Here is a 24,694-nt window from a genome sequence, read left to right on the forward strand (position 1 = left end):
CGGCGGCCGATCCGACCGCTCAGGCGGACGCGGCGCGGCTGATCGTCTGGCTCGAGAAGCACTCGATGACGTCGCCCTCCGCGATATCGTGGAACCCGGCGAGCCCGATTCCGCACTCGAAGCCGGTGGCCACCTCGCGGACGTCGTCGCGGAAGCGGCGGAGCGACTCGATCCGGTCGGTCGCGATGATCTTGCCACCGCGCCAGACCCGGGCCCCGCCGCGGACCATCCGGCCATCCGTGACGTACGAACCGGCGATCACCGTGTTCTTGCCGACCCGGATGACCTGGCGGACCTCTGCCCGGCCTTCGACCGCCTCGACGATTTCCGGCTCGAGGAGGCCCTTGAGGGCCGCGTCGATGTCGTCCGTCAACTTGTAGATGATGTCGTAGATCCGGACGTCGACGCCCTCGGCCTCGGCAGCCCGGCGAGCCGTCTCGGTGATCTTCGTGCTGAAGCCCACGACGATCGCATCGGATGCCGCGGCGAGCATGATGTCATTGTCCGTGATGTCGCCGGCGGCCTCGTGAAGGACGTTGATGCGGACCTCGTCGGAGCTGATCTGTTCGAGGGCGTGGGTGATCGCCCCGAGCGACCCCGAGACGTCCGTCTTGAGGATGATCCGGAGCTCCTTCGCCTGGCCGGTCTGGATCTGGCGGTAGAGGTCCTCGAGCGTAGCTCGCCCGCTCCCCTCCCCCGCACGTGCGGCGGTCGCGGCGCGACGCGTCTCGACGAGCGTCCGCGCCTCCTTCTCATCGGCGACGACCCGCAGGATGTCGCCGGCGGCCGGCACGGAGGAGAGTCCGAGGACGACGACCGCGCTCGACGGGCCGGTCTTCGCCACTCGCTTGCCGGCACTGTTCTCGAGCGCCCGGACCTTGCCGAACGTCTCCCCGACGACGATGACGTCGCCCACCCGGAGGGTCCCTGTCTGGACGATCGCGGTCGCCACCGGACCGCGACCCTTGTCGAGCTCCGCCTCGACGATCGTGCCGACGGCCGGGCGCTTCGGGTTGGCCGTGAGCTCCTGGAGATCGGCGACGAGGAGGATCATGTCGAACAGCTCGGTGAGCCCGAGTCGCGCCTTGGCCGAGACCGCCACGAGGGGCGTGTCGCCGCCGTATTCCTCGACGATGACGTTCGCCTCGGACAGCTCGGTCTTCACGCGCTCCGGGTTGGCGTCCGGCTTGTCGATCTTGTTGAGGGCGATGATGATCGGCACCTTCGCCGCCCGGGCGTGGTGGATCGCCTCGAGGGTCTGCGGCATGACGCCGTCATCCGCGGCGACGACCACGACGGCGATGTCCGTGACCCGCGCGCCGCGCGCCCGCATCGCGGTGAACGCCTCATGGCCGGGCGTGTCGAGGAAGACGACCCGCCGGCCGTCCTTGTCGACCTCGCTCGCCCCGATGTGCTGGGTGATGCCGCCGCGCTCACCGGCGGCCACCTCGGTGGTCCGGATCGCGTCGAGCAGGCTCGTCTTGCCGTGGTCGACATGGCCCATGACCGTGACGATGGGCGCCCGCGGCACGAGGAGCGACGGATCGTCCGCCTCGAAGAGGACCTCCTTGGTCGCTTCGGCCGTGGGCTCTTCCGCCGTCCCGTCGGCGTTGACAGCCCCGCCGTTGGCGGTGGAGGTCTCGGCGACATCGAAGCCGAGCTCGCCTGCCACGAGCGACGCGGTGTCGCGATCGATGAGCTGATTGATCGTCGCGAAGATGCCGCTCTTGATGAGCTCACGGATGACGTCCGCCGGGTTCACGGACAGCAGCTCCGCGAGCTCCTTCACCGTGATCGTCGACGGCAGCTCGATCGCGCCACGCTCGCGCGGATCCGCCACCTGGACGACCGCCGCGACGAACGCTCCGTCGCGACGCGGCGGTTTGCGGGGGCCTCGACGGCCGCGGGTGCCGCTCCTACTCCTGGCCATGGGTCCCTCCTCGGGTTTCGATCATCTGGTCATGAGCCGGCGGGTCGCCGGCGAGATACGCGCGCACGTCGTCCGACAGCGAGATCTCGAGGGCGCGTCCGAGTCCACCCTTCTCGAGGGCGGTCGCTCGACAGGCGCCGTCCACGCACAGGTACGCGCCTCGGCCGGAGCGCCGGCCCGACGGGTCGACGGCCATGGCGCCGTCCGCTGTCCGGACGATCCGCACGAGGTCGCGCTTGTCGCGAGCCGTCCGACAGGCGACACAGGTCCGGGTCGGGGCCGGCCGTGAGCGACGGGCCGCGACGCCATGCGTCGTGCCGACGGCGCCTACGACGCCACCTCCCCGCCCGCGGTCGATGCCGGCGATCGCTTCGCCCTCGCCGGCCGCGTCGTCGGGGGATCGGCCGGCAGCGCGTCCGCAACCGCGGCGGCCGGGGCCTCGCCAGCGGCCGGGGCCTCGCCAGCAACCGCGGCGGCCGGGGCCTCGCCAGCGGCCGGGGCGTCGGTGACCTTCGCCTCCGCTGCGGCCTTCGCCTCGGCGACGGAGACGTCGCTCCGGATGTCGATCCGCCAGCCGCTGAGCTTGGCCGCGAGCCGGGCGTTCTGGCCCTCGCGCCCGATGGCCAGCGAGAGCATGCGCTCCGGGACGGTCACGCTTGCGATCCGCCGCTCCTCGTCGATATCGACCCCGAGGACCTGGGCAGGCGAAAGCGCGTTCGCGACGAAGACGGCAGGGTCGTCGTTCCACGGGATGACGTCGATCTTCTCGCCACCGAGCTCGGCGACGACGGACTGGACCCGGGCGCCGCGCTGGCCCACGGTCGCGCCCACCGGATCGAGGCCGTCCTGCCGGCTCGCGACGGCGACCTTGCTGCGGCTGCCCGCCTCGCGGGCGATCGCCTTGATCTCCACCGTCCCGGCGTGGATCTCCGGCACCTCGAGCTCGAACAGCCGGCGGAGGAAGCCCTTGTGGGTCCGACTGACGAAGATCTGCGGGCCCCGCGTCGAGCGCCGGACCTCGAGCACGAAGGCCTTGACGTTCTGGCCGATGCGGTAGTGCTCGACGGTCGACTGCTCGGTGGTCGCAAGGATGGCCTCCACGCCCTTGCCGACGTCGAGGATGATCGCCCGAGGCTCGACGCGGTTCACCGTCCCGGTGATCATCTCGCCCTCGCGACTCGCGAACTGATCGAAGACGACGTCCCGTTCCGCTTCCCGGAGCCGCTGCAGGACGACCTGCTTCGCGGTCTGGGCATGGATCCGGCCGAAGTGCTGCGGATCGAGCTCCTCGGTCTGGACGAGGTCCCCGAGCTGGGCGGCCGGGTCGTGGTGGCGGGCCTCGTCAAGGGTGAACTCCGTCGCCGGGTCTTCCACATCTGCCACGACGGTGCGGGCGCGAAAGGCATGGATGCGGCCGGTCTCGCCGTCGATCCGGACCTGGATGTCCTCGTCGCCTTCCGTGCGCCGCCAGGCGGCCTGGATGGCGTCCTCGATCGTGTGGATGAGCTGTTCGCGCGGGACCTGCTTCTCGGCGTTGAGCTGGAGAAGGGCACCCACGAATTCTCGACTCATGTTGCTCCTCCCAGTCGTCGGTACGGTCCACGCCGGCCGCTCATAAAGAAACGTGGGGGTCACCCACGTCGCAAGGCGGCCATTCGGTTCCGCGGCAGTATACACCGGCGACTCCGGCCGACCCCCTCGTCCTCCGGCAGGATTCAGGCCCCGGCGAGCGGTGCGGCCGTGCTCACGGACGGGAAGCGCCGCTCGACATACGACTCGAGCAGCTCGGTGAACTCGCCCACGATCCGGTCGCCGCGCAGCGTCCGGTCGAGCTTTCCGTCGACGAAGACCGGCGCCACCGGCTCCTCGAACGTCCCCGGCAGGCTGATCCCGATGTCGGCGTGCTTGCTCTCCCCGGGTCCATTGACGACGCAGCCCATGACGGCGACCCGCAGGTCCTCGACGCCCGGATGCGACAGGCGCCAGGTGGGCATCCGGTCGCGGAGATAGACCTGGATGTCGCGCGCCATCTCCTGGAAGAACGTCGAGGTCGTTCGACCGCAGCCCGGACACGCGCTCACCTGTGGCAGGAACGAACGGATGCCGAGCGACTGGAGGACCTGCTGGGCGATCTCCACCTCGCGCTCGCGCGGCGCACCGGGCTCGGGCGTGAGGGAGACGCGGATCGTGTCGCCGATCCCCTCGTCGAGGAGGATCGCGAGGCCGGCGGTGGACGAGACGATCCCCTTGTCGCCCATGCCCGCCTCCGTGAGGCCGAGGTGGAGCGGCAGGTCCGTGCGGGCCGCGAGGCGGCGGTAGACATCGACGAGGTCGCGGACGCCGGACACCTTCGCCGAGAGGATCATCCGGTCATGGTGGAGGCCCACCGACTCGGCGAGCTCGGCCGAACGGATCGCCGATTCGACCATCGCCCGGATCATCACCTCCCGGGCGTCGGCGGGCTCCGACGATCGGGCGTTCTCGTTCATGAGCTCGGTGAGGAGTGCCTGGTCGAGCGAACCCCAGTTCACGCCGATGCGGACCGGCCGGTCGTTGTCGATGGCGATGCGGACGATCGTCGCGAAGTTCTCGTCGTGCCGCTTCGCGCCGACGTTGCCGGGGTTGATGCGGTACTTCGCCAGGAGGGCCGCGGTCGCCGGATGGCGGGCGAGCAGGAGGTGGCCGTTGTAGTGGAAATCGCCGATGACCGGGACGTCCACCCCGAGGCCGCGGACCCTGGCGATCATCTCCGGCACGGCGGCAGCTGCGGCCTCCGTGTTCACCGTCACCCGCACGAGCTGCGAGCCCGCGTGCGCGAGCCGGGCGACCTGGATCGCGGTCGCGTCGGCGTCCGCGGTGTCCGTGTTCGTCATCGACTGGACGACGACCGGATGGGCGCTCCCGACGAGGACGCCGCCGACGTCGACGCTGACGCTGGGACGACGCCGCGGGCGGAGCGAGCTCGGGTCGACTGCGCCGCTCATCCCCCGCCGCCGATCTGGCGGGCGATGTCGAAGAACGTGATCCAGGCGAGGAAGGCCATGAGGACACCGAAGCCGACGAGATACGTCAACCGTTCGATCTGCAGCGACAGCCGCTTCCCGACGATCGCCTTGAGGGCGAGGACGAGCATCCGTCCGCCGTCGAGCGGCGGCAGCGGAAGGATGTTCACGAGGGCGAGATTCGCCGACAGCAGTCCGGCCAGGTAGAGCGTCGCGATGGGACCCTGCTGCCAGAAGACGTCGCCGACACCGACCGCGATGCCGACCGGGCCCTGAACGGGCGGCGCTTGCGTCGGGCGGTTGACGATCGCGTCTCCGAGCTGACCGAGCCCCGAGGCGATGAGGCCGAACGCTTCACCGGTTCGGGCAAGGCCGAAGGCGAGGGCGTCGGCCGGTGAGCGGGTGAACGGCGTCGCGAGAGCCGTGAACGTGGCTCCCGAGATGCCGAGCGGTCCGTGCGTGGCATCGAGGGCGGCGGGCGAGCGGAGCTTGACCACGATCGTGTCGGTCGTGCCGCTCGGATGGAGCACGCCGAGCGTCACGGTGTGCCCGGCCCGCGATCGGAGAAGATCGATCATCCGGCCACCGCCGTCGAAGTCGTGGAACGACTGACCGTCCACGCTGACGACCCGGTCGCCCGCCGCCGGATCGGACGACGCCCCGGTGCCCTGGAGGCCGGCGAGGGCCGCTGGCGATCCGGTCTGCACGACGCGGAAGCCGAGCGCCCCGGTCTGCCCGGGCAGCCAGCCGATGGTGGTGAAGATCGCAACCGCGAGCAGCACGTTCATCGCCACGCCCGCGACGAGGATGACGAGCTTGAGCGGGAGTCCGGCTCGCGAGAAGGAATGTGGATCGTCCGATCCGCCCTCCTCTCCTTCGAGCTTGACGAAGCCACCGAGCGGCAGCCAGTTGAGCGTGTAGAGCGTCTCGCCATGTGAGCGCAGGACGCGGGCGCGCGGCGGGAACCCGATCCCGAACTCGAGGACGCGGACTCGCGCGATCCGGGCCATGGCGAAATGGCCAAGCTCGTGGACGATCACGAGGACGCCGAGGATGAGGACGAAGACGACGAGGGTGATCGCGCTCTGCGCAAGGTCCGTGAGAACGGTCACCCAGGGGCTCCTTCAGCGGCCGCGTTCGCGTGAGGCGCCGCGAACGCGGCGCGGATCTCTCGTTCCAGGGCGGCGAGTCCGTCGACGTCCGGGTGCTGGTCCGGGCCGAGTCCGAACCGCTCGACAGCATCGTCGAGCAGCCGAGGGATCCCGCCGAAGCTGAGGGTCCCGTCGAGGAACCGGCCCACGGCGAGCTCGTCGGCGACGATGAACGCGGCGGTCGCACGGGGTCCGATGAGGCCGGCCTCGCGAGCGATCGCGAGGGCGGGGAACCGGGTCACGTCCGGCCGCCGGAACGTGAGTGAGCCGACGGCGACGAGGTCCGGCGCAGTCGAAGGCGAGACGCGGCGGTCGGGGAAGGTGAGGGCGTACTGGATGGGGAGGCGCATGTCCGGCGTGCCCAGCTGGGCCTTGAGCGACCCGTCCACGAACACGACGGCCGAGTGGACGACGCTCTGCGGATGGACGACGACGTCGATCGCGTCGTAGCCGACATCGTACAGCCAGTGCGCCTCGATCACCTCGAGACCCTTGTTGGCAAGGGTGGCCGAGTCGACCGTGATCTTCGCGCCCATCCGCCAGGTGGGGTGGCGAAGCGCCAGTTCGGGGGTCACGGTGGCGAGTTCGGCCGCGGACGTGTCGAGGAACGGACCGCCGGAGGCGGTGAGGACCAGTCGCGCGACATCGGCCATCCGTTCGCCGGCAAGGCACTGCCAGATCGCCGAGTGCTCCGAATCGATGGGCCGGAGCCACGCGAGCGGCGAGGCGAACGGATCGGTCGGGTCGGCTGCGGCGCGCGCGGCGGCGCGGGCTCGGACGAGCGGCATCGCGAGGTGGCCAGCGGCGACGAGGGTCTCCTTGTTCGCCGTGGCGACGACCCGCCCGGCCGCGAGCGCGGCAAGCGTCGCCCGCAGTCCGACGAGGCCGGACGTCCCGACGAGGACGAGATCGACGTCGTCGCGGCGCGCGATCGCCTCGAGGGCCTCGTCGCCGCCGAGCCGCGCGATCCCGGCCGGGAGGTCGAGCCCGGCGAGGGCACCCGGATCGCGGAGGGCCACCATCGACGGACGGAGGCGAAGCGCCTGCTCCCCGAGGAGCGCCGCGTCGCGGCCGGCAGCGAGGGCGACGACGCGGAATCCGTCGCCGAGCCGGGAGAGGACGTCGACGGCCTGCCGACCGATCGACCCGGTGGAGCCGAGGAGGGCGACCCGGATCGGTTCCCGACGATCAGCGGACGACGGCGACGACATACAGTGTCACGACCGGTGCAGCGAAGAGGAACGAGTCGAGGCGGTCGAGGACACCGCCGTGGCCCGGGATGAGCGATCCCGCGTCCTTCACCCCCCCGGCCCGCTTGAGCATCGACTCCGCGAGGTCGCCGGCCTGTGCCGCGAGCGCAGTCAGGGGTCCGAGCAGGACACCGCCGAGCGGGGCCTGACCGAGCGCCGCGAGCAGGAGCGAAGCGACGACCGTCGCCGCGACGACACCGCCGACGAGGCCCTGATAGGACTTCGAGGGCGACAGGTGGACGAGGAAGCGATCCCGGCCGATCCAGCGGCCGACGAGATATGCCCCGCTGTCGTACGCCCAGACGGTGAGCACGAGCAGGAGGATCCAGCCGCGATCCGCTCCGAGGCCGGCGAGGACCGACCCCGATGGCACGGTCGGCGCGACAAGGCCGAGGCGGGCGATCGAGCCGAGCAGTCCGACGTACACCGCGCCGAACAGCGTCCCGATCCACGAGCGGAGTCCCTCAGCGGGGTCCGGCCGGGCGAAGGAGCCGATCGCGATGAGGACGACGCCGATCCCGAGGACAAGGGCCGCCTTGTCCGCGAGTTCGACCGGCGCCGCCGCCGCGAGCACGATCGCGGCGGCGAGCGCCGCACCGAGGATCGGCAGCGACGGGATGCCGGCCCGGTCGAGGATCCGGTACACCTCGATCGCCCCGACGGCCGCGAGGGCGGCGAGGCCGATCGCGATCCACGGCATGCCGAGGAGGAGGACGACGAGGAGCGGTGGGACGAACACCGCCGCGCTCGCCGCGCGCTGCTCCACGCCCTGCCGACCTGACGTCAGCGGCCGAACCGCCGCGTTCGGCGGGCGAACTCGGCGACCGCGGCGTCGAACGCGTCGGGGCCGAAGTCCGGCCAGAGGAGGTCGCTCGTGTAGAGCTCGGCGTAGGCGGCCTGCCAGATGAGGAAGTTCGACAGTCGTTGCTCGCGTCCGGTCCGGATGACGAGATCCGGATCCGGCAGACCGGCCGTGTAGAGCGCACCGGAGATCGCCGCCTCGTCGATCTCGTCCGGAGGGATCCCACTGGCGGCGAGGCGCCGGAAGGCGTCGACGAGCTCGGTCCGACCCGCGTAGTTGAAGGCGATGTTGAGGAGAAGCCGGTCCCCGCCCGAGGTCTCTGCGAGCGCGCCGCCAATGGACTCTCGGGTCCCGACCGGCAGCTCGCCGATCCGACCGAGGAGTCGCACCCGGACGCCCTCCGAGCGCAGCTCGGCGGTCTCGTCGCGGAGCGCGCCTTCGAGGAGCGTGAAGAGTCCGCTCACCTCGTCGTCGGAGCGCGCCCAGTTCTCGCGACTGAACGCATAGAGGGTGAGGACCGGGATCCTCCGCCGGACCGCGTGGCGGAGGACGGCACGGATCGCCTCGACGCCCGCGGCATGCCCCTCGAGGTCCGTGACGTCATGGTCGCGGGCCCAGCGTCGGTTGCCGTCCATGATGATCGCGACATGCTGCGGCAGCTCCGAAGGCCGAGCCTCGACATCGATGACCGCCGTCGCTGCCGGCGCGTCGGCCGGTCGGGCGAGGGAGAGGTCCTCCGCCGCGCGCGGCGCCTCGGCGGCGGGCGCTGTCGGCGCGTCGGCGACGGCGGGCGCATCCGTCCGATGGGCGAGCGGGATGCGAGCCTCCGGGCCGGCCACTAGACCTCGAGGACCTCCTGCTCCTTGTGGGCACCGATCCTGTCGACCTCGCCCGTGTGGCGATCGGTGAGCTTCTGGATCGCGTCGAGCTCGCGATGCGCATCGTCCACTCCGAGTGCCCCGTCGCGCTCCTCACGCTTGAGAAGGTCGCTCGCCTCCCGGCGGAGGTTGCGGATCTCGACGCGCGCCTCCTCCATCCGCTTGTGGACGAGCTTGACGATGTCGCGCCGCCGCTCCTCCGTCAAGGGCGGGATGTTGAGTCGCACGACCGTTCCGTCGACGTTCGGAACGAGGCCGATATCGCTCTTCTGGATCGCCTTCTCGATCGCTCCGAGGACGCCGCGGTCCCACGGCTGGATGACGATCTGGTGGGCCTCCGGGACGCTGATCCCGGCGAGCTGGTTGAGCGGCGTCTGGGTGCCGTAGTAGTCGACGTGGATCCGCTCGACGAGCGCCGTCGAGGCGCGCCCGGTGCGGATCCCGGCGAAATCGCGCTCCATCGCCTCGACCGCGCGGCCCATCTTGCGGTCCGCGTTGCCGATGACCTCGGAGCTCATGCCGCCGGGGCCCCGCTCGGCGTCGCCCCGATGAGGGTCCCGACCGCCTCACCGCGCGCGACCCGGGTGATGTTGTCCGGGCGGTTCAGGTCGAACACGACGATTGGGAGGTCGTTCTCCATGCAGAGGCTTACAGCCGTGGCGTCGAGGACGCGCAGCCGGTCGCGAAGCACGTCGCCATAGCTGAGGCGGTCGTACCGCTTCGCGTTCGGATGGGTCAGCGGATCGGCGTCATACACCCCGTCCACCTTCGTCGCCTTGAGGATCACCTCGGCTCCGATCTCGACCGCGCGCAGGGCAGCCGCCGTGTCCGTGGTGAAGTACGGGTTGCCCGTCCCGGCCGCGAGGATGACGACTCGACCCTTTTCCAGGTGACGGACCGCCCGGCGGCGGATGTACGGCTCGGCGACCTCGTTCATCCCAATGGCACTCATGACCCGGGTCTGGACACCCGCCCGCTCGAGGGCGTCCTGGAGCGCCAGCGCGTTCATGACGGTCGCGAGCATGCCGATGTAGTCGCCGGTCGCGCGATCCATGCCCTTGGCGGCTGCCGCGAGGCCGCGGAAGATGTTGCCACCGCCCACGACGATCCCCATCTCCACGCCGAGGCCGCGGACCTCGGCGACCTGATGGGCGATGAACGAGCAGAACGCGGGATCCACGCCGTAGGCGCGATCGCCGAGCAACGCCTCGCCGGAGAGCTTGAGCAGGATCCGTCGGTAGCGGATGCGGCCGCCGTCGGACGGATCGTCCGGACTCTCGGCGGTCACCGTCGTCTCGGCGGCCGTGCCGGCCTCGCTCACAACTCCTCCCCGAGTTCGTAGCGGACGAAGCGTCGGACACGGATGTTCTCGCCGATGGTCGCGATGGCGTCGGTCACCAGCTCGCGGACCGTCATCTCGGTATCGCGGAACGGCTGATCGAGGAGGCATACCTGCGTGTACCACTTCTTCAGCTGGCCGTCGACGATCTGGGCGCGGATCGCCTCGGGCTTCTTCTGCACGGTCTCATCGGCGAGGAGCTCTGCCCGCTTCGCCTCGAGGACCGCTGCCGGGATGTGATCGACGTCGACGTACTCGGGACGCAGTCCGGCGACCTGGATGGCGAGGTCGCGGACGAGCTTCTGGTACCGCTCGGTGCGGGCCACGAAGTCCGTCTCGCAATTCACCTCGATGAGGACGCCGATCCGTCCGCCCGTGTGGATGTAGCTGCCGACGAGACCGTCCCGTGCGTCGCGACCGGCCTTCTTCGCGGCCGCGGCCTGACCACGCTCCCGCAGCAGGGCGACGGCGGCCTCGACGACCCCGCCCGTCTCCTCGAGGGCTCGCTTGCAATCCATGAACCCGGCACCGGTCCGCTCGCGCAGTTCCTTGACCGCGGCCGCCGAGATCTCCGCCATGCTCGTCTCGTTCTCCAGTCTTCGCCGTCCACCCGTCAGGTCGACGGTCAACGTCGCTTCACGCCAGCCGACCCGTCATCGCGGACCGGCGCTCGGTTGCACACGCCGGGGTGCTCCGGTCAGCCCGCCACGACACCGCCGACGGATGCCTCGACCGCGACCACTGGATCGCCCGCCCCGTCGGCGGCCTCGGCCTTCTCCGCCGCCTCGCGGGCGAGCTCTGCGGCGATCTCGTCGGCCGAGGCCTCCGGAGCGACCACCTCCGGCACATCCGCGGCGCGATGGGCGCCGGGCAGGAGGTCATCCTCATCCGGCTCGAACGTCAGGGCGGCGCCGCCGGCGAGAGCGGCGACGTAGGCATCCGCGGCGCTGTCGTCGAACTCGTCGAGGGCGACGGGGGCCGCCTCGGCGACCTCGTCCGGCTCCGAGGCAAGCCGGGCCGCGCGCTCGCGGGCACCCTCGATGCACGCGTCCGCCACGAGCGAGCACACGAGCCGGATCGCCCGGATCGCATCGTCGTTGCCGGGGATGATGTAGTCGAGCTCGTCCGGATCGACGTTCGTGTCGCCCGTGCCCGTGATCGGGATCTCGAGCTTGATGGCCTCGGTCACGGCGATCCGCTCGCGGTGTGGATCGACGATGAAGATCATGCCGGGCAGGCGCTTCATTCGCCGGATCCCGCCGAGGGTGAGGTTGAGCTTCGAGAGCTCCTCGGTGAGCTTCGCCGCTTCCTTCTTCGTCATCCGCTCGAAGTCGCCCGCCGCCTGACGTGCCTCGAGCTGTTCGAGCAGCCCGATCCGCTTCTTGATCGTCACGAAGTTCGTCAGCATCCCGCCGAGCCAGCGCTTGTTGACGTAGAGCTGACCGGCGCGCGTCGCCTCCTGGGCGATCGGCTCCTGGGCCTGCTTCTTCGTGCCGACGAACAGGACGGTCTCGCCCCGGCCGACGGTCTCGCGCACGGCGTCGAGGGCCACGTCGAGCCGCTTGACGGTCTGGGCGAGGTCGATGATGTGGATCCCGTTGCGCTCCGCGAAGATGAACGGGCGCATCTTGGGATTCCAGCGGCGCGTCTGGTGGCCGAAATGGATGCCGGCCTCGAGCAGCTGCCGCATCGACACGGTGGGCACGGGTGGACCTCCTGTTGGTTCGAACCTCCGCGCGTCTCTGTCCCGGGACCGCGATCGGACGATGGGTCGTCCTCGCGGCACCGCTCCGGGCAGTGACAGTCGCGCGTGTGAGCTCCGCCGACCGGGAACATCCCGCCGACGGGCGTGCCGCTCGTGCGGCCGGCGGAGTGTAGCACAGGGTCCGGCGAGCTCCCGACCATCGTCAGTGCTCCTGGACCGAGGCCTAGATCACGATCCGGCGAGGACCGCCCGATGGTGGCGGACCCGCGGCGGTCGCGTCGCGTCCAGGCCCGGTTCGACGACGACGAGATCCACCCGCAACGGGAGATGCGGCAGCGACCGACCGTTCGCCAGCCGATCCGATGCCATGAGTCGTCCGATCGCCCGCCGGATGCGGGCCCGCTTCGCCCGATCGAAGGACTCCTCGACGAGTCCGAAGTCGCGACGGCCGCGCCAGCGGACCTCGACGATGACGAGCGCGGCAGGCGGACCGGGATCGATCGCGACGAGGTCGAGCTCATCCCGCCCGAGCCGGACGTTCCGGCCGAGCGGCGTCCACCCGGCGGCCTCGAGGCGCGCCGCCACGAGGTCCTCCGCCGCCGCTCCGCGATCCTGGGCCAGGGTGCTCATCGCTCGATGATGGCCGTTTCCCGTCACCGCGGACTCACCGGCGCCCGGATCAGCCGCCGGGCGACCCCTCCGCGACGGCCTCCCACAACGTGGCCGTCTCGACGATCGAGCAGGAGTTGAACGTCAGTCGGTGGATCGGCGACGCTCCGAGCGCGCGAAGGCCAGCCCGATGCTCGGGTGCCGCGTATCCCTTGTTCCGGGCGAGGTCGTACCCCGGATATCGCCCGTCGAGCTCCACCATGAGGCGATCGCGGGCGACCTTCGCCACGACGGACGCAGCCGCCACGGAAGCGCACAGGCGGTCCCCGTCGATGACGACCCGCTGCCGGATCGACAGCTCCGGCAGGTGGAGCGTCCCGTCCAGGAGCAGCACGTCGGGACGGACCGCCAGGCGGCTCGCCGCGAGCTGGGCGGCGAGCAGCGTCGCCTGCAGGATGTTGATGCCATCGATGATCGCCGGCTCCACGAACGCCACGGCCCAGGCGACGGCGCGGGCCGTGATCTCGACCGCGAGTCGCTCACGCTCGGCTCGGTCGAGGAGCTTGGAGTCGCGGAGTCCCCGGGGACACCATCCCGGAGGCAGGATGACCGCGCCGGCGGCGACGGGGCCGGCGAGACAGCCACGACCGACCTCATCGATGCCGGCGATGAATCGATGACCGCGCCGGGCGAGATCGAGTTCCTCGGCGAAGTCCGGGTCGCGCCGCTCGCGATGCCACGGCGCGACGAACGCCCGGCCTCCGGGAGCCGCGGGCGAGGGGAATGACGGTCGATGCCGCGCGGCGGAACGCGCAGGGGTCGCGGAGCGAAGTCGCGCGTCGGGCTGCCGAAGGCTCGGCGCCACGCCGCTCCCGGTCAGGACTTCGAGGGTACGGAGGCCTCACCCGTCGGCGAGCTGGCCGCCGTCGGACTCTTCGGCCGTCGCTCACGGAGCGTCGCCGCCTTGCCGACGCGACCGCGGAGGAAGTACAGCTGTGCGCGCCGCACCTGGCCGTGACGCATGACCTCGATCTTCTCGATCCGTGGGCTGTTCACCTTGAACGTTCGCTCCACGCCGACGCCGCTCGCGATGCGCCGGACGGTGATGGAGCGGGTGATGCCGCCGCCGCGGAGCCGCATGACGACGCCCTCGAAGACCTGGATCCGCTCCCGGGTGCCCTCGACGACCTTGGCACTCACCCGGACGGTATCCCCGGTGGCGAGTTCCGGGAGGTCGGTCCGGATCTGGTCGCTTACGATCTCGTCGAGTACGTTCACGCGGAGGTCCACCTTCATCGATCGGCAGCCGGAGGCTGCGCTGTGTTCGGAGGAAACGGGCCGCGCGGTGCGGTCGACGGCGGAGTATAGCATGAGGTCGACGGCCGCCAGCCACACCTGCGGCGGTCTGCCGATGGCGCCCTGCGCAGCCGCTCAGCGACCCGAAGGCTCGTCGGCCGCACCCTCGGCCGCGATCTCGTCGAGGAGTCGCCGCTCGGTCGGCGAGATGGCCCGCTCGGCGAGGAGATCCGGACGCCGAGCGAGCGTCCGTCGAAGACTCTCGCGGAGCCGCCAGCGTCGCACCGCTGCATGGTCGCCCGAGACGAGGACGGATGGCACATCTGCCCCTTCGAATGACGCCGGCCGGGTGTACTGCGGGTATTCGAGGAGCCCCTCGGAGAACGACTCCTCCGTGATGGACGCGGCCTCGATCGCTCCCGGCAGCAACCGGATCGTCGCGTCGATGACGACGAGGGCGGCCAGCTCGCCGCCGGTGAGGACGTAGTCGCCGATCGACAGCTCGAGGTCGGCGAGCGTCCGGATCCGCTCGTCCACCCCTTCGTATCGCGGGCAGATGAAGACGAGGTGCGATCGCCGGGCGAGGTCTTCGGCCCGCGTCTGACGGAACGGTTCGCCCGCAGCGTCGAGGAGGATGACGAACGAATCCGGGCGCCGGAGCTCGCGCAGTGCGGCCGCCACCGGCTCCGGACGGAGGACCATCCCCGCGCCCCCGCCATACGGGTAATCGTCCACCGCCCGATGGCGCCCGAGGCCCCAGTCCCGGAGATCGCGGACGGTGACAGCGGCGAGCCCTCGCTCGACGATCCGGGCCGGGATGCTCTCGCCGAGCGGGCCCGTCACCATGCCGGGAAAGAGGGTGAGGACGTCGATCTCGAGCATCAGGAGGCCGGTGGTCCGTCCGGCGCGGGTCGGACCCGTCGCGGGCGTGGCTCCCGGCGCGCCTTCGCCGCCCTCGGCGGCCCGAGGCCGAGCGCGTCCACGTCGACGACGATCTCGCCACGCTTCGGAGCGAGGATCCGGACGACAGCCCGGACGACCGGAACGTCGAACTCACCATACGGCTCGCCGCGCACGACGAAGACCTCTGCCCCCGCGACCCGATAGATGTCGTGGACGACCCCGAGCTCGCGGTCGTGGAGGTCGCGGACCGTCGCCCCGATCACGTCGTGCCAGTAGTACGCCCCGCGCGGCAACGCCGAGTCGGGGCCGACGACCGCCTCAAGGTAGCGGCCCCGGAGGTGCTCTGCGGCGGTCCGGTCCGTCGCCTCGGCGAACCGGACTCGCCATCCCGGGCCGTCCGGGATTGCGATCGCGCTGGCGATCGTCAGCGTCTCGTCGTCGTCCTCGAGATGGAGGACGGCTCCGGGCACGAATCGTTCGTCCGGGCGATCCGTGAGGACCTCGATCCGGACGTCGCCGCGGAGCCCATGGACGCCCCGTACCAGGGCGACCACGAGTCGGTCGTCGGCGGTCAGAGGATCTCGAGCGACACGGACTCGCCGTCGCGGGCGGCGGTCACCTTGAGCAACGTCCGCAGTGCTTTCGCGACACTGCCGTTGCGTCCGATCACCTTGCCCATGTCGTCCTCCGCGACGTGGAGCTCGAGGACGGTCCCCTCGGCGTCACGGATCTCCTCGACCTTCACGGCGGCGGGATCGTCGACGAGGGATCGGGCAACGAATTCGACCAGTTCCTTCGCGGGCACGTCGTCCTCCTACTTCGCCAGCGGCAGGATGCCGCGCTCGCGAAACAGCCTTGCCACCGTGTCCGACGGGGTCGCCCCCTTGGCGAGCCACGCCTTTGCCTTATCGGCGTCGATCGAGACGTCGACCGGCGACGTGCGCGGGTTGTAGTGGCCGATCGTCTCGAGCGAGCGACCGTCGCGCGCGCTCCGCCCGTCGGCGACGACGACGCGATAGGTCGGCTGTTTCGTCGCGCCGACGCGGGTGAGCCGGATGCGGACTGCCATGAGCTGGGTTACCTCCTGCTGGGGATCGCTGTGCGGGCTGGACGATCGCGACGAAGCGCGATCCGCATCGTCGTCATCTGGCGAGGGTGAGGACGAACCGCGCGTGGAGGACGTCGCCGATCTGGATCGAGACGGCGGCCCCGCCGAGCGGATCGAGATACGGTTTGACGTCCCGCGTGTACGACGCCTGGCGATCCGCCGGGAGCGCCGCGGCGACCGCGTCGATCGCCGCGCGCAGATCAACGTACGAGCTTGTCACGTTCGCGGATCCGGCCGCGCTCATCGCGGTCTGATATCGCGGCTGATCGGCCAGGGAGGATCCGCTCGTCGTGTCGAGGATGGCAGGGACGAAGGCGTCGCCCCCGAGACCCACGATCACCAGACCGCCGTGGATCGCGTAGCTGAGACGCCCATGGACCCCCGCGGGAAGGGACGTCGGCAGACCCGTCGTCGGGAGAAGCGAGTCAAGGGCACCGAAGTCGATGGTCGTGATCGTCGTGCCGGCGTGATCCGTCGTGGTGACCGTCGCGGCGCCGCCGGTCAGGGCGACGATGTTGCGGAGACTGGCGAGCTTCCCGGCCGCCACATCCGCCGACGCCGTGTCGGGCAGGCCGATGACGAGCCCACCTCCGGTACCAGACGCGTCGTGGGTGACGACGACCGCCGCATCACCGAGCCATGATGTGAACGATGCGAGCCCGCCGACCCGGTCGAGCACTCCGGTGATCGTCGCCACGCCCGCCGCGCACGCCGGGTCCGCCGCCAGGCCGGCCACCATCCGCTCGATCCCGGCGCCGATGTCGTGGACGTCCAGGACGGCCACGGTCGATGCGGGAAGACGGGAGGCGAGGCTGCTCACCCGATCGGTCGGCGGCGGAAGCGCCGGGGCCCCGCCGCTGGTGCCCGCGGTCGATGCAGTCGCCGGTGCCGGCATCGCCGCGTCCGCGACGAGGTGACCGCCGGACGCGGTGACCGCGACGGCGGACCACGCCGGAATGTGACTCGCGGCAGCGCCGCCGCACCGCGCCGCGACCGATCCGAGCCCACCGGCGAGCCGCCCGACCGCCACGAACCCGAAGGCCAGGTGGTCGCCCGGCAGTGCCGCGAGCGCGGCGATGAACGGCGTCGTCATCGCGAGCCCGCCCGCACCGTGGGCGTCGATGATCGCGTGGACCGTGCCGACGTCCCCGACGATGAGCATCGATCCGTCCACCCCGGCCGCCACCGCGTGATCTGCCGAACCGACGATCGTGAGGTCGACGCCGCCATAGGTCACCGTGGTCGGCGGCGTGCCGGTCGCACGGGCGATCGAGGCGATCCAGCTGGCCGCCTTCGCGCCGTCGGTGACGGTCGCGAGGAGGACTCCCCGACGGACGGCAGATGTTCCGCCGGTCCCGGAGGCGTCGCCGGCGCTCGGCGCCGCCGACGAGGCGACGGCGACCTCGCCACCGAACCAGGGCCCGATCTCCGTCGAGTAATCGTGGCCTCCGTTCGTCGCCGCGCGAATGATCCGGTCGTAGAGTTCGGCGAGCTTCGCATCGAGCGTCGACTGGTCGGCGAAGCCGGGGAACGCGGCGAGGAAGGAGCCGAGCTGCGAACGCTGGTCGCCCGGCAGGTCGAAGCGCGCCTCCGCGTAGATGACCGAATCGGCGGGTGCCCAGCGGGCGACGGTCGAGGGTCCGCTCGCCCCTCCGGCGACGATGAACGCGCCAGCCGCGGCGACGGCGACGAGGGCCGCCACGACGAGGGCGACCGTCCAGCGGAGGCGCCGCTGCGGACCACCGACGACGACCACCGGCACGACCGTCGGCGACGGCGCCGCGCCGTCGGGCTGACCCACGATCTCGTCCATCGTCGTGCCTCCCTACCGTCGCCCGAGCAGGCTCGCCGCCGCACCGCGGCGCGACAGGCCCGAGAGCTGCTTCATCATCTTCCGCATCTCATCGAACTGCTTGACGAGGCGGTTCACATCGGGCAGCTCCGTTCCCGACCCGGTCGCGATGCGCCGCCGGCGCGACGCATTGAGCACCGCCGGATCGCGTCGTTCGCGCGGGGTCATGGAGCGGATGATCGCCTCGGTCCGGCGAAGGTCGCCACGGTCCACCGCCGCCTGCGCCTCCTTCGCCATCCCACCGAGACCGGGGATCATCGAGACGACCTGGCCGATGGGTCCCATCCGCTGAACCTGCTCCATCTGCTCGAGCATGTCCTCGAGCGTGAATGTCGACGTGCTGAGCTTTTCCTGCAGCTTCGCCGCCTGCTTCTCGTCGATTGTCTCCTGCGCCCGCTCGACGAGGGTGAGGACGTCGCCCATGCCGAGGATCCGTCCCGCGAGACGGTCCGGATGGAACGCTTCGAGCGCATCCGACTTCTCCCCTGTCCCGAGGAACTTGACCGGGATGCCCGTCACGGCGCCGATGCTGAGCGCGGCCCCGCCGCGCGCGTCGCCGTCGATCTTCGTGAGGACGAGTCCGGTGAGCGGGATCGCGGCGGCGAAGGCCTCGGCGACCGCTACCGCCTCCTGGCCGGTCATCGCGTCGACGACGAGGAGTGTCTCGACAGGATCGATCGCGGCCGCGACGTCCGCGATCTCGCGCATGAGCGCGTCGTCCACCGTGAGTCGCCCGGCCGTGTCGACGATGACGACGTCCCGCACGAGGCGACGGGACGCCGCGACGCCGCCCCGCGCGATGTCGATGACGGATGTGCCGGTCGGGGCGCGGTGGACGGGGACATCGAGCGCCCGACCGAGCGTCTCGAGCTGATCCGCCGCGGCCGGTCGATACGGGTCCGCCGCCACGAGGAGGGGCCGTCTGCCGAGGCGGATGACGTGGCGGGCGAGCTTCGCCGCGGTCGTCGTCTTGCCCGAGCCCTGCAGCCCTGCGACGAGGACGACGGCAGGGTTGCCCACGAGGTGGAACGTCCGATCCCCCGCCGAGAGCAGCGCCGTGAGCTCCTCGTTGACGATCGAGACGACCTGCTGACCGGCCGTGAGGGACTCGAGGATATCCGCTCCGATGGCCCGCTCGCGGACGCGCGCGACGAAGTCGCGGACCACCTTGAAGTTGACGTCGGCCTCGAGGAGGGCGAGACGGACCTCGCGCATCGCGACGTCGACATCCGCCTCCGTGACGCGGCCGCGGCCGGTGAGGCTCGCGAGCACGCCGCGCATGCGGTCGCTCAGGCTGTCGAACATGCCGGGCTGGGATCTCCTCCGAGGGTTCCGGACGGCGCGCAGCCGACCGGGTGGTGCGCGGGTTCTGGCGACACCGGCGTCAGCGGAGTGTACTCCAACGTGACGGACCGTCAGTCGAAGAGGGCGGCGACGAACGCCGCGGGATCGAACGGGATGAGGTCGGCCACCCCTTCCCCGAGGCCGACGAAGCGGACCGGGACGCGGAGCGCGTCCTCGATGGCGAAGACGATCCCGCCCTTCGCCGTGGAATCGAGCTTCGTGAGGACGATGCCGGTGAGACCGACCGCGGCATTGAATGCGGCCGCCTGGGCGAGGCCGTTCTGACCTGTCGTCGCGTCCAGGACGAAGAGCACCTCCGGCGCCGCGCCGGGCAGGCGGCGATCGATGACGCGACGGACCTTCGCCAGCTCGTCCATGAGGTACGACCTGGTGTGGAGCCGCCCGGCGGTGTCCGCGATCACGAGATCGACGCCCCGCGCCACGGCGGCATCGAGGGCGTCGTAGACGACGGCTCCGGGATCCGCGCCCGGCGCATGCGCGATCATCGTCGCGCCGGCTCGCGCCGCCCAGGCGCCGAGCTGCTCCGTCGCCGCAGCGCGGAACGTGTCCGCTGCCGCCACGATGACCGATCTGCCCTCGGCGCGATAGCGGGACGCGAGCTTGCCGATCGTCGTGGTCTTGCCCGTCCCGTTGACGCCGACCACGAGGATCACCGCCGGACCACCGTCCCGTGTCCGCTGCGGCTCCCAGGCAGGATCGCGGGCCAGGAGGAGCGCCGCGAGCTCGGCCCGCACCGCGGCCTGCCCGCCGGCAGGGTCGCGGCGCGCCCGCGCCCGTTCGACGATCCGCATCGCGAGCGCCGCCCCGACGTCGCCGGCGATGAGCGTCTCCTCGATGCCCTCCCAGGTCGACTCGTCCTCACCGCTCGCGAAGAGGCCTCGAAGTCGGGCGACGAAACCACCCCGGCTGCGAGCCACGCCATCCCGAAGGTCGGGACCCGGCTCCGGCCGTTCGGCGCTCGCGACCGGCTGGATCGTCGGGCCATCGGCGTGGTCGGCCGTGTCGGGAGGAGCGGCCGCTTCGACCGGATCCGCCCCCTCGCGAGTCGGATCCACGTCGGGACCCGTCGATCCCTCCCACGCCGGGTCAGACGGGCGTCGTCGCCAGAACATCGAGGATCAGCCCGGCCTCGCTGCCGCGCCGACGCGCTCGTCGACCGCGACAGGCCGCCCCTCGCTCCATCGTCCCTCGCCCGAGCGGGCGGCGATCGCGGTGGCCTCGTCGAGCCTGAGGCTGATCACGCGGCTCACCGAATCGTCTCCGACGGTCACGCCGTACAGCGCGTCGGCGGCCTCGATCGTGCCCCGGTTGTGGGTGATGACGATGAACTGGGTCCGATCGGCCAGCGAGCGCAGCGCATCCGCGAACCGGCCGACGTTCGCCTCGTCGAGCGCGGCGTCGACCTCGTCGAGGACACAGAACGGCACCGGGCGGACCTCGAGCATCGCGAAGAGCAGGGCGACCGCGGTCAGGGCGCGCTCACCACCCGAGAGGATCGCGAGGGTGCCCGCCTTCTTGCCCGGCGGCCGGGCCACGATCTCGACACCGGTGGCCGACAGATCGTCCGGATCCGTGAGAGCCAGACGCGCGGAGCCGCCACCGAAGAGCTGCTGGAAGCGAGCGTCGAACGCACGCTCGAGCGCTTGAAACGTCGTCCGGAACTGGTCGGCCACCATCGTCGCGAGATCCGCGATGAGGCGCCGCGTGTCGTCGATGGCCGCCCGGAGGTCGCGCTCCTGGGTCTCGAGCGCCTCGAGTCGCGAGCGCACCTCGGCGAACTCCTCGACGGCCGAGGGATCCGCCGCGCCGAGGTCGTGGAACCGCCGTCGCAACTGGGCGAGCCGCGCGCCGGATGGGATGTCGGTCGGCGTCACCACCGTCGCCCATGCGGAGAGCACCGTGGCAAGCGCGGCCTCGATGTCGGGGTCGGCAGCGCTCCTCCGCTCGGCCGGTGGCACCGCCTCGACGAGGGCCCGGAGTCCGACGTCACCGAGACTGCCAAGCTCGACGAGCAGACTCTCGCGGAGCGCTTCGAGTCCGAGTCGCGCCTCGAGCTCGGCGACCTCCGTCGCCCGCGAACGCTCATCCGCGGCCCGTGCTCGTTCGCGGGCCGCGACCACGGCCAGCTCAGCAGACTCGAGCCGCCGTCGATCCTCGGCAGCGGCGGCGCGCAGCCCGTCGAGCTCCGACGCGGCGCGCTGCTCGCGGTCGCGGGCCGCCGCGAGATGCGACCGCAACTCCCCGAGCGACTCGCGCAGCCGATGCTCCCGCTCGGCGAGTCCGTCCGCTTCCCGAGCACCTCGTGCGATGCGGTCCTCGTCGAGCTCGATCGCCGCCTCGGCTCGGGCACGACGTGCCTCGATCTCGCGACGCGTCGCGTCGCGTTCGTCGCGCTCGGCAGCGAGCCGGTCGCGACGCTCCCGGAGCTCGACGAGGCGCGCCTCCCACGTCGCGAGTGCGGCTGCGTTCGTCTCGATGCCGCCCTCCGCACCGTCACCCGGTGTTCGCGCCGTTTCCGCACCCGCGGCGACGAGTCCCGCGACGACCGATCGGGCACGCTCGTCCTCGGCCTCGAGGCGTTCGCGCTGAGCAGCGTGCCAGAGCGCCTCCCGGGTTGCGGCCTCGACCGAACGCGAGGCGGCACGCTCCTCGTCCTCGGCCCTCCGCCTCGCGATCGCGGCGGCGGACTCGGCCGCGCGGGCCGCCTCTACCGCCTGCTGCGCGGAGGTTGCCGCCGCCGCCGCCGCATCCATCTCCACGCGTCGGGCATCGCGCTCGCTGGTGACCGTCGCGAGCTCGGTCTCGAGCCGGGTCACGAGATCGCGCCGTTCGACGATCCCGTCCGGACGGCCGAGGACGACCGTGTGGGGATCCGCCATCGCCGTTCCGTCGCGCACGACGGCCATGCGCCCGGCCGGCAGGTGCGGCTGGATGTCCAGCAGTGCCGGAAGGTCGGGGACCCAGCACACCGCGGCGACGATCCGGCTCGCGATCCCCTCCGGGTCGGAACGGATCGCATCGATCAGCGGCCCGCCACCGAGCGCTCGCGCCCGTCCCACGACGGCCGCCGCGTCCGGTTCGAGCGCTGCCGACCGGGGCTCGAGCCGCGATGTCGACGATTCGGGCGCCAGGACGCCACGCTCCGCGGAGAGCGGACCGATCGCGGTCCGTGGGACGACATACCCGCGGACCGCGCCGCCGAGGGCGAGCTCGACCGCCAGACGAAACGCGGGATCCACATCGAGGCCGGCGTCGATTCGGCGGCCACCGAGCCGGCGGGCCGCGCGGGCGATCGGTCTTCGCTCGTCCTCGTCGAGGCGCGCCCGTTCGGCCGTGAGCCGCGCCTCGGTCGATGCGACGCGCGCAGCCGCCGCCGTCGCGCGTTCGCGGCCGGCCTCCGCGAGCCCGTCCGCCTGCTCGGCCGCCGCTCGCGCGCGCTCCCTGAGCGAGGTCGCGGCGGCTTCGTCTCCGATGGCGGCCGCGAGCGAGCGGCGCGCCGAATCGCTTTGTGCCTCCTCCGCGGCCTGCCGCGACCCCGCTACGCCGCCCGCGGATCGCACCTCCTGCAGCCGGCGGTCGGCGTCCGCGCCGCGCCGCCGCGCCGCCTCAAGCTCCGCTGCACGCGCCGCGTCCGCCCGGCGGATCGAGGCGAGCGCCTCGCCGCGTGCGCTGGTCGTCGACCGGAGCTCGGCGAGCTCGCGGAGCGCATCGGCGAGCTCGCGGTCCGCTTCGGACGCCCGGGCGTCCGCGTCCGCGTCGCGCGGTGGAACGGGGCCGGCGAGGAGACGGCGCTGGCCGTCGAGATCCGCCTGGGCTGCCGCTAGTTCGGTCTCCTGACGCTGCCGGTCACGATCCACCGCCTCGAGCCCGGCGAGCAGGTGTGCCTCCTCGAGCTCGTGCCTCGCGAGGGCCGCCCGGGCCGCGTCGTGATCGACTCGGCGGTCCACCTCGGCCGTCGTGCGCGACGCGAGCCAGGCGCTCGCGGTCGCCGCCTCGGCATCGGCCGCGAGGAGCACGGAGCGAGCGGCCGCAGCGTCGTCGGTCGCCGCGGTGCGCTCGGCTGCCCGCGCCGTGGCATCGCGGTACGCCGCGTGCCAGCGGGCATGGGCGCCGAGGAGGATCGCGCCGACGAGGTCACGGCCGGCCGATTCCCGTGTCGACTGCTGCTCGGCCTGGGCGGCGAGGCGCCGGACTCGAGGGCGAAGTTCGCCGACGATATCGAGCACCCGCGCGAGGTTCGCGTCCGCCTCGGCGAGCTGCTCCTCGGCTCGCCGCCGGCGCCGCTCGTGGCGCCGGACCCCGGCCACCTCTTCGAACAGCGGGCGGCGTTCCTCGGGCCGCAGCGAGAGCGCCTGATCCACCATCCCCTGGCCGATGAAGAGGAACGCATTGTCGGCGAGGTGCGCCGCATCGAGGAGGTCGACGAGATCGCGGAGCCTGATCCGGTTCCGATTGAGGAGGTAGTCGTTCTCGCCGGAGCGGTAGAGGCGACGACCGAGCTCGAGGACCGAATACTCCACCGGCAGCAGTCCGTCCGCGTTGTCGATGATGAGGGTGACATCCGCCATCCCGAGCGCCGCGCGTCGCTCCGATCCGGCGAAGACGACGTCCTCGCTCTTTCGTGTCCGGAGCGTCCGACCCTGCTCGCCGAGCGCCCAGCGCAACGCGTCCGCGAGGTTGCTCTTGCCGGAGCCGTTCGGCCCGACGATAGCGCTGATCCCGCCGCCGAACTCGAGGACCGTCCGTTCGGCGAACGACTTGAACCCATGGAGCCGGAGGCCGAGGAGGCGCGGCGGGGCCGTCACGAGCGGACGTCGGATCGCAGCGCGTCGAGCGCCTCGGCGGCGGCCGCGGTCTCCGCCTCGCGACGGGACGGCCCGACGCCCGTCCCGAGGACGCGACCGCCGACGAGGACCTCGATCCTGAACGTCTTCGCGTGGTCCGGCCCGACGGCGTCGAGCACGCGATACTGCGGCCGATCGCCGGCCGTCCGCTGGGTATGCTCCTGGAGCCGGCTCTTCGGACTCTTGAGGCTCGCCGACGGAGCATCGTCCGAGAGCTCGGGCTCCGCGAGCGCAACGAGCCAGCGCCGGGTCGCATCGAAGCCGCGATCGATGTACAGCGCTCCGCAGAGGGCCTCGAACGACGAGGCGAGAAGGGACGGGCGGCGCCGGCCGCCGCGGGTCGCCTCGCCCTCGCCGAGGAGGAGCGAGTCGCCGAGGTCGATCCGGCCCGCGAGCCGGGCGAGCCCCGTCGTCGAGACGATCGCAGCGCGTCGGGCGGAGAGGACGCCCTCGTCGTCGACCGGGTGTCGAGTGTAGAGCTCCTGGCTGATCACGAGATTCACGACGGCGTCGCCGAGGAACTCGAGACGCTCGTTGTGGTCGACCGCCGCCGAGGGATGCTCGTGGAGGTGGCTGCTATGAACGAGTGCCTGGTGCAGAAGCTCCAGGTCCGCGACGTCGAGCCCGAGATGGGAGGCGAGATCGCCCGCCCGGCGCATC

24 protein-coding genes are annotated in these 24,694 nt (G+C 71.7%); all 24 read right to left on the reverse strand.

The features are described 5' to 3' along the window. Positions 1-19 precede the first annotated feature (19 nt). Positions 20-1,930 carry a translation initiation factor IF-2 gene (gene infB / locus IVW53_02270; GenBank protein MBF6604396.1) on the reverse strand — a complete coding sequence of 637 codons (1,911 nt, stop codon included), beginning with the start codon at positions 1,928-1,930 and terminating at the stop codon, positions 20-22. Next, a complete protein-coding gene (locus IVW53_02275) occupies positions 1,917-2,126 on the reverse strand; it encodes a YlxR family protein (protein MBF6604397.1) in 210 nt (69 codons plus the stop codon). The genes infB and IVW53_02275 overlap by 14 nt, the downstream gene beginning before the upstream one ends. A 131-nt stretch (positions 2,127-2,257) precedes the next feature. Beyond that, positions 2,258-3,502, reverse strand: coding sequence for a transcription termination/antitermination protein NusA (gene nusA / locus IVW53_02280; GenBank protein ID MBF6604398.1), 1,245 nt, complete (start codon positions 3,500-3,502; stop codon positions 2,258-2,260). A 143-nt stretch (positions 3,503-3,645) separates the two neighbouring features. After that, the gene (gene ispG, locus IVW53_02285; protein ID MBF6604399.1) at positions 3,646-4,914 is read right to left on the reverse strand and encodes a flavodoxin-dependent (E)-4-hydroxy-3-methylbut-2-enyl-diphosphate synthase; all 1,269 of its coding nucleotides are present in this window, start codon (positions 4,912-4,914) and stop codon (positions 3,646-3,648) included. Then, positions 4,911-6,044, reverse strand: a complete 1,134-nt coding sequence (locus IVW53_02290; protein MBF6604400.1) for an RIP metalloprotease — start codon at positions 6,042-6,044, stop codon at positions 4,911-4,913. Before IVW53_02290 ends, ispG begins: the two co-directional genes overlap by 4 nt. Then, positions 6,041-7,294 (reverse strand): 1-deoxy-D-xylulose-5-phosphate reductoisomerase, encoded by a 1,254-nt coding sequence (locus tag IVW53_02295; GenBank protein ID MBF6604401.1) that lies wholly within the window; start codon positions 7,292-7,294, stop codon positions 6,041-6,043. The genes IVW53_02290 and IVW53_02295 overlap by 4 nt, the downstream gene beginning before the upstream one ends. After that, a complete protein-coding gene (locus IVW53_02300; GenBank protein MBF6604402.1) occupies positions 7,272-8,099 on the reverse strand; it encodes a phosphatidate cytidylyltransferase in 828 nt (275 codons plus the stop codon). Before IVW53_02300 ends, IVW53_02295 begins: the two co-directional genes overlap by 23 nt. Before the next feature lie 17 nt (positions 8,100-8,116). Continuing rightward, entirely contained in the window at positions 8,117-8,770 is a 654-nt protein-coding gene (gene uppS / locus IVW53_02305; protein MBF6604403.1) for a di-trans,poly-cis-decaprenylcistransferase, read from the reverse strand. A gap of 203 nt (positions 8,771-8,973) precedes the next feature. Then, positions 8,974-9,531 (reverse strand): ribosome recycling factor, encoded by a 558-nt coding sequence (gene frr / locus IVW53_02310; GenBank protein ID MBF6604404.1) that lies wholly within the window; start codon positions 9,529-9,531, stop codon positions 8,974-8,976. After that, on the reverse strand, positions 9,528-10,259 hold the full coding sequence (locus tag IVW53_02315; protein MBF6604405.1) for a UMP kinase: 732 nt from the start codon (positions 10,257-10,259) through the stop codon (positions 9,528-9,530). Before IVW53_02315 ends, frr begins: the two co-directional genes overlap by 4 nt. Before the next feature lie 71 nt (positions 10,260-10,330). Then, positions 10,331-10,930 (reverse strand): translation elongation factor Ts, encoded by a 600-nt coding sequence (tsf, locus tag IVW53_02320; GenBank protein ID MBF6604406.1) that lies wholly within the window; start codon positions 10,928-10,930, stop codon positions 10,331-10,333. Positions 10,931-11,049: 119 nt separating this feature from the next. Continuing rightward, positions 11,050-12,057, reverse strand: coding sequence for a 30S ribosomal protein S2 (rpsB, locus tag IVW53_02325; GenBank protein ID MBF6604407.1), 1,008 nt, complete (start codon positions 12,055-12,057; stop codon positions 11,050-11,052). A 228-nt stretch (positions 12,058-12,285) separates the two neighbouring features. Continuing rightward, complete coding sequence (locus IVW53_02330) at positions 12,286-12,687, reverse strand: YraN family protein (protein MBF6604408.1); 402 nt, start codon at positions 12,685-12,687, stop codon at positions 12,286-12,288. Positions 12,688-12,736: 49 nt separating this feature from the next. Then, entirely contained in the window at positions 12,737-13,531 is a 795-nt protein-coding gene (locus tag IVW53_02335) for a ribonuclease HII (GenBank protein MBF6604409.1), read from the reverse strand. An 11-nt stretch (positions 13,532-13,542) separates the two neighbouring features. Beyond that, positions 13,543-13,962: a 50S ribosomal protein L19 gene (rplS, locus tag IVW53_02340; protein ID MBF6604410.1), complete on the reverse strand. Its 420-nt coding sequence runs from the start codon at positions 13,960-13,962 to the stop codon at positions 13,543-13,545. Positions 13,963-14,097: 135 nt separating this feature from the next. Further along, a complete protein-coding gene (trmD, locus tag IVW53_02345; GenBank protein MBF6604411.1) occupies positions 14,098-14,844 on the reverse strand; it encodes a tRNA (guanosine(37)-N1)-methyltransferase TrmD in 747 nt (248 codons plus the stop codon). Beyond that, positions 14,844-15,419: a 16S rRNA processing protein RimM gene (rimM, locus tag IVW53_02350; GenBank protein MBF6604412.1), complete on the reverse strand. Its 576-nt coding sequence runs from the start codon at positions 15,417-15,419 to the stop codon at positions 14,844-14,846. The genes trmD and rimM overlap by 1 nt, the downstream gene beginning before the upstream one ends. A gap of 17 nt (positions 15,420-15,436) precedes the next feature. After that, positions 15,437-15,670, reverse strand: a complete 234-nt coding sequence (locus IVW53_02355) for a KH domain-containing protein (GenBank protein ID MBF6604413.1) — start codon at positions 15,668-15,670, stop codon at positions 15,437-15,439. A gap of 9 nt (positions 15,671-15,679) precedes the next feature. After that, positions 15,680-15,934, reverse strand: a complete 255-nt coding sequence (gene rpsP / locus IVW53_02360) for a 30S ribosomal protein S16 (GenBank protein ID MBF6604414.1) — start codon at positions 15,932-15,934, stop codon at positions 15,680-15,682. Positions 15,935-16,007: 73 nt separating this feature from the next. Next, positions 16,008-17,786: a DUF3352 domain-containing protein gene (locus IVW53_02365; protein ID MBF6604415.1), complete on the reverse strand. Its 1,779-nt coding sequence runs from the start codon at positions 17,784-17,786 to the stop codon at positions 16,008-16,010. A 12-nt stretch (positions 17,787-17,798) separates the two neighbouring features. Then, a complete protein-coding gene (gene ffh, locus IVW53_02370; protein MBF6604416.1) occupies positions 17,799-19,130 on the reverse strand; it encodes a signal recognition particle protein in 1,332 nt (443 codons plus the stop codon). A 110-nt stretch (positions 19,131-19,240) separates the two neighbouring features. Further along, entirely contained in the window at positions 19,241-20,302 is a 1,062-nt protein-coding gene (gene ftsY / locus IVW53_02375; protein ID MBF6604417.1) for a signal recognition particle-docking protein FtsY, read from the reverse strand. A gap of 6 nt (positions 20,303-20,308) precedes the next feature. Beyond that, positions 20,309-23,995, reverse strand: coding sequence for a chromosome segregation protein SMC (smc, locus tag IVW53_02380; protein ID MBF6604418.1), 3,687 nt, complete (start codon positions 23,993-23,995; stop codon positions 20,309-20,311). Then, a complete protein-coding gene (gene rnc / locus IVW53_02385) occupies positions 23,992-24,693 on the reverse strand; it encodes a ribonuclease III (protein ID MBF6604419.1) in 702 nt (233 codons plus the stop codon). The genes smc and rnc overlap by 4 nt, the downstream gene beginning before the upstream one ends. Position 24,694: the final 1 nt, after the last annotated feature.

This window comes from Chloroflexota bacterium, assembly GCA_015478725.1.
Lineage (GTDB): Bacteria > Chloroflexota > Limnocylindria > Limnocylindrales > CSP1-4 > C-114.

Excerpts from the sequence above, each read along its gene's own strand:
- trmD (MBF6604411.1), bottom strand. The coding sequence starts at position 14,844 with ATGCTCGAGATCGACGTCCTCACCCTCTTTCCCGGCATGGTGACGGGC.
- tsf (MBF6604406.1), bottom strand. The coding sequence starts at position 10,930 with ATGGCGGAGATCTCGGCGGCCGCGGTCAAGGAACTGCGCGAGCGGACC.
- ftsY (MBF6604417.1), bottom strand. The coding sequence starts at position 20,302 with ATGTTCTGGCGACGACGCCCGTCTGACCCGGCGTGGGAGGGATCGACG.
- frr (MBF6604404.1), bottom strand. The coding sequence starts at position 9,531 with ATGAGCTCCGAGGTCATCGGCAACGCGGACCGCAAGATGGGCCGCGCG.
- uppS (MBF6604403.1), bottom strand. The coding sequence starts at position 8,770 with ATGGACGGCAACCGACGCTGGGCCCGCGACCATGACGTCACGGACCTC.
- rplS (MBF6604410.1), bottom strand. The coding sequence starts at position 13,962 with ATGAAGGTGGACCTCCGCGTGAACGTACTCGACGAGATCGTAAGCGAC.
- rpsP (MBF6604414.1), bottom strand. The coding sequence starts at position 15,934 with ATGGCAGTCCGCATCCGGCTCACCCGCGTCGGCGCGACGAAACAGCCG.
- IVW53_02275 (MBF6604397.1), bottom strand. The coding sequence starts at position 2,126 with ATGGCCGTCGACCCGTCGGGCCGGCGCTCCGGCCGAGGCGCGTACCTG.
- infB (MBF6604396.1), bottom strand. The coding sequence starts at position 1,930 with ATGGCCAGGAGTAGGAGCGGCACCCGCGGCCGTCGAGGCCCCCGCAAA.
- IVW53_02330 (MBF6604408.1), bottom strand. The coding sequence starts at position 12,687 with ATGAGCACCCTGGCCCAGGATCGCGGAGCGGCGGCGGAGGACCTCGTG.
- nusA (MBF6604398.1), bottom strand. The coding sequence starts at position 3,502 with ATGAGTCGAGAATTCGTGGGTGCCCTTCTCCAGCTCAACGCCGAGAAG.
- rnc (MBF6604419.1), bottom strand. The coding sequence starts at position 24,693 with ATGCGCCGGGCGGGCGATCTCGCCTCCCATCTCGGGCTCGACGTCGCG.
- ispG (MBF6604399.1), bottom strand. The coding sequence starts at position 4,914 with ATGAGCGGCGCAGTCGACCCGAGCTCGCTCCGCCCGCGGCGTCGTCCC.
- IVW53_02295 (MBF6604401.1), bottom strand. The coding sequence starts at position 7,294 with ATGTCGTCGCCGTCGTCCGCTGATCGTCGGGAACCGATCCGGGTCGCC.
- IVW53_02365 (MBF6604415.1), bottom strand. The coding sequence starts at position 17,786 with ATGGACGAGATCGTGGGTCAGCCCGACGGCGCGGCGCCGTCGCCGACG.
- ffh (MBF6604416.1), bottom strand. The coding sequence starts at position 19,130 with ATGTTCGACAGCCTGAGCGACCGCATGCGCGGCGTGCTCGCGAGCCTC.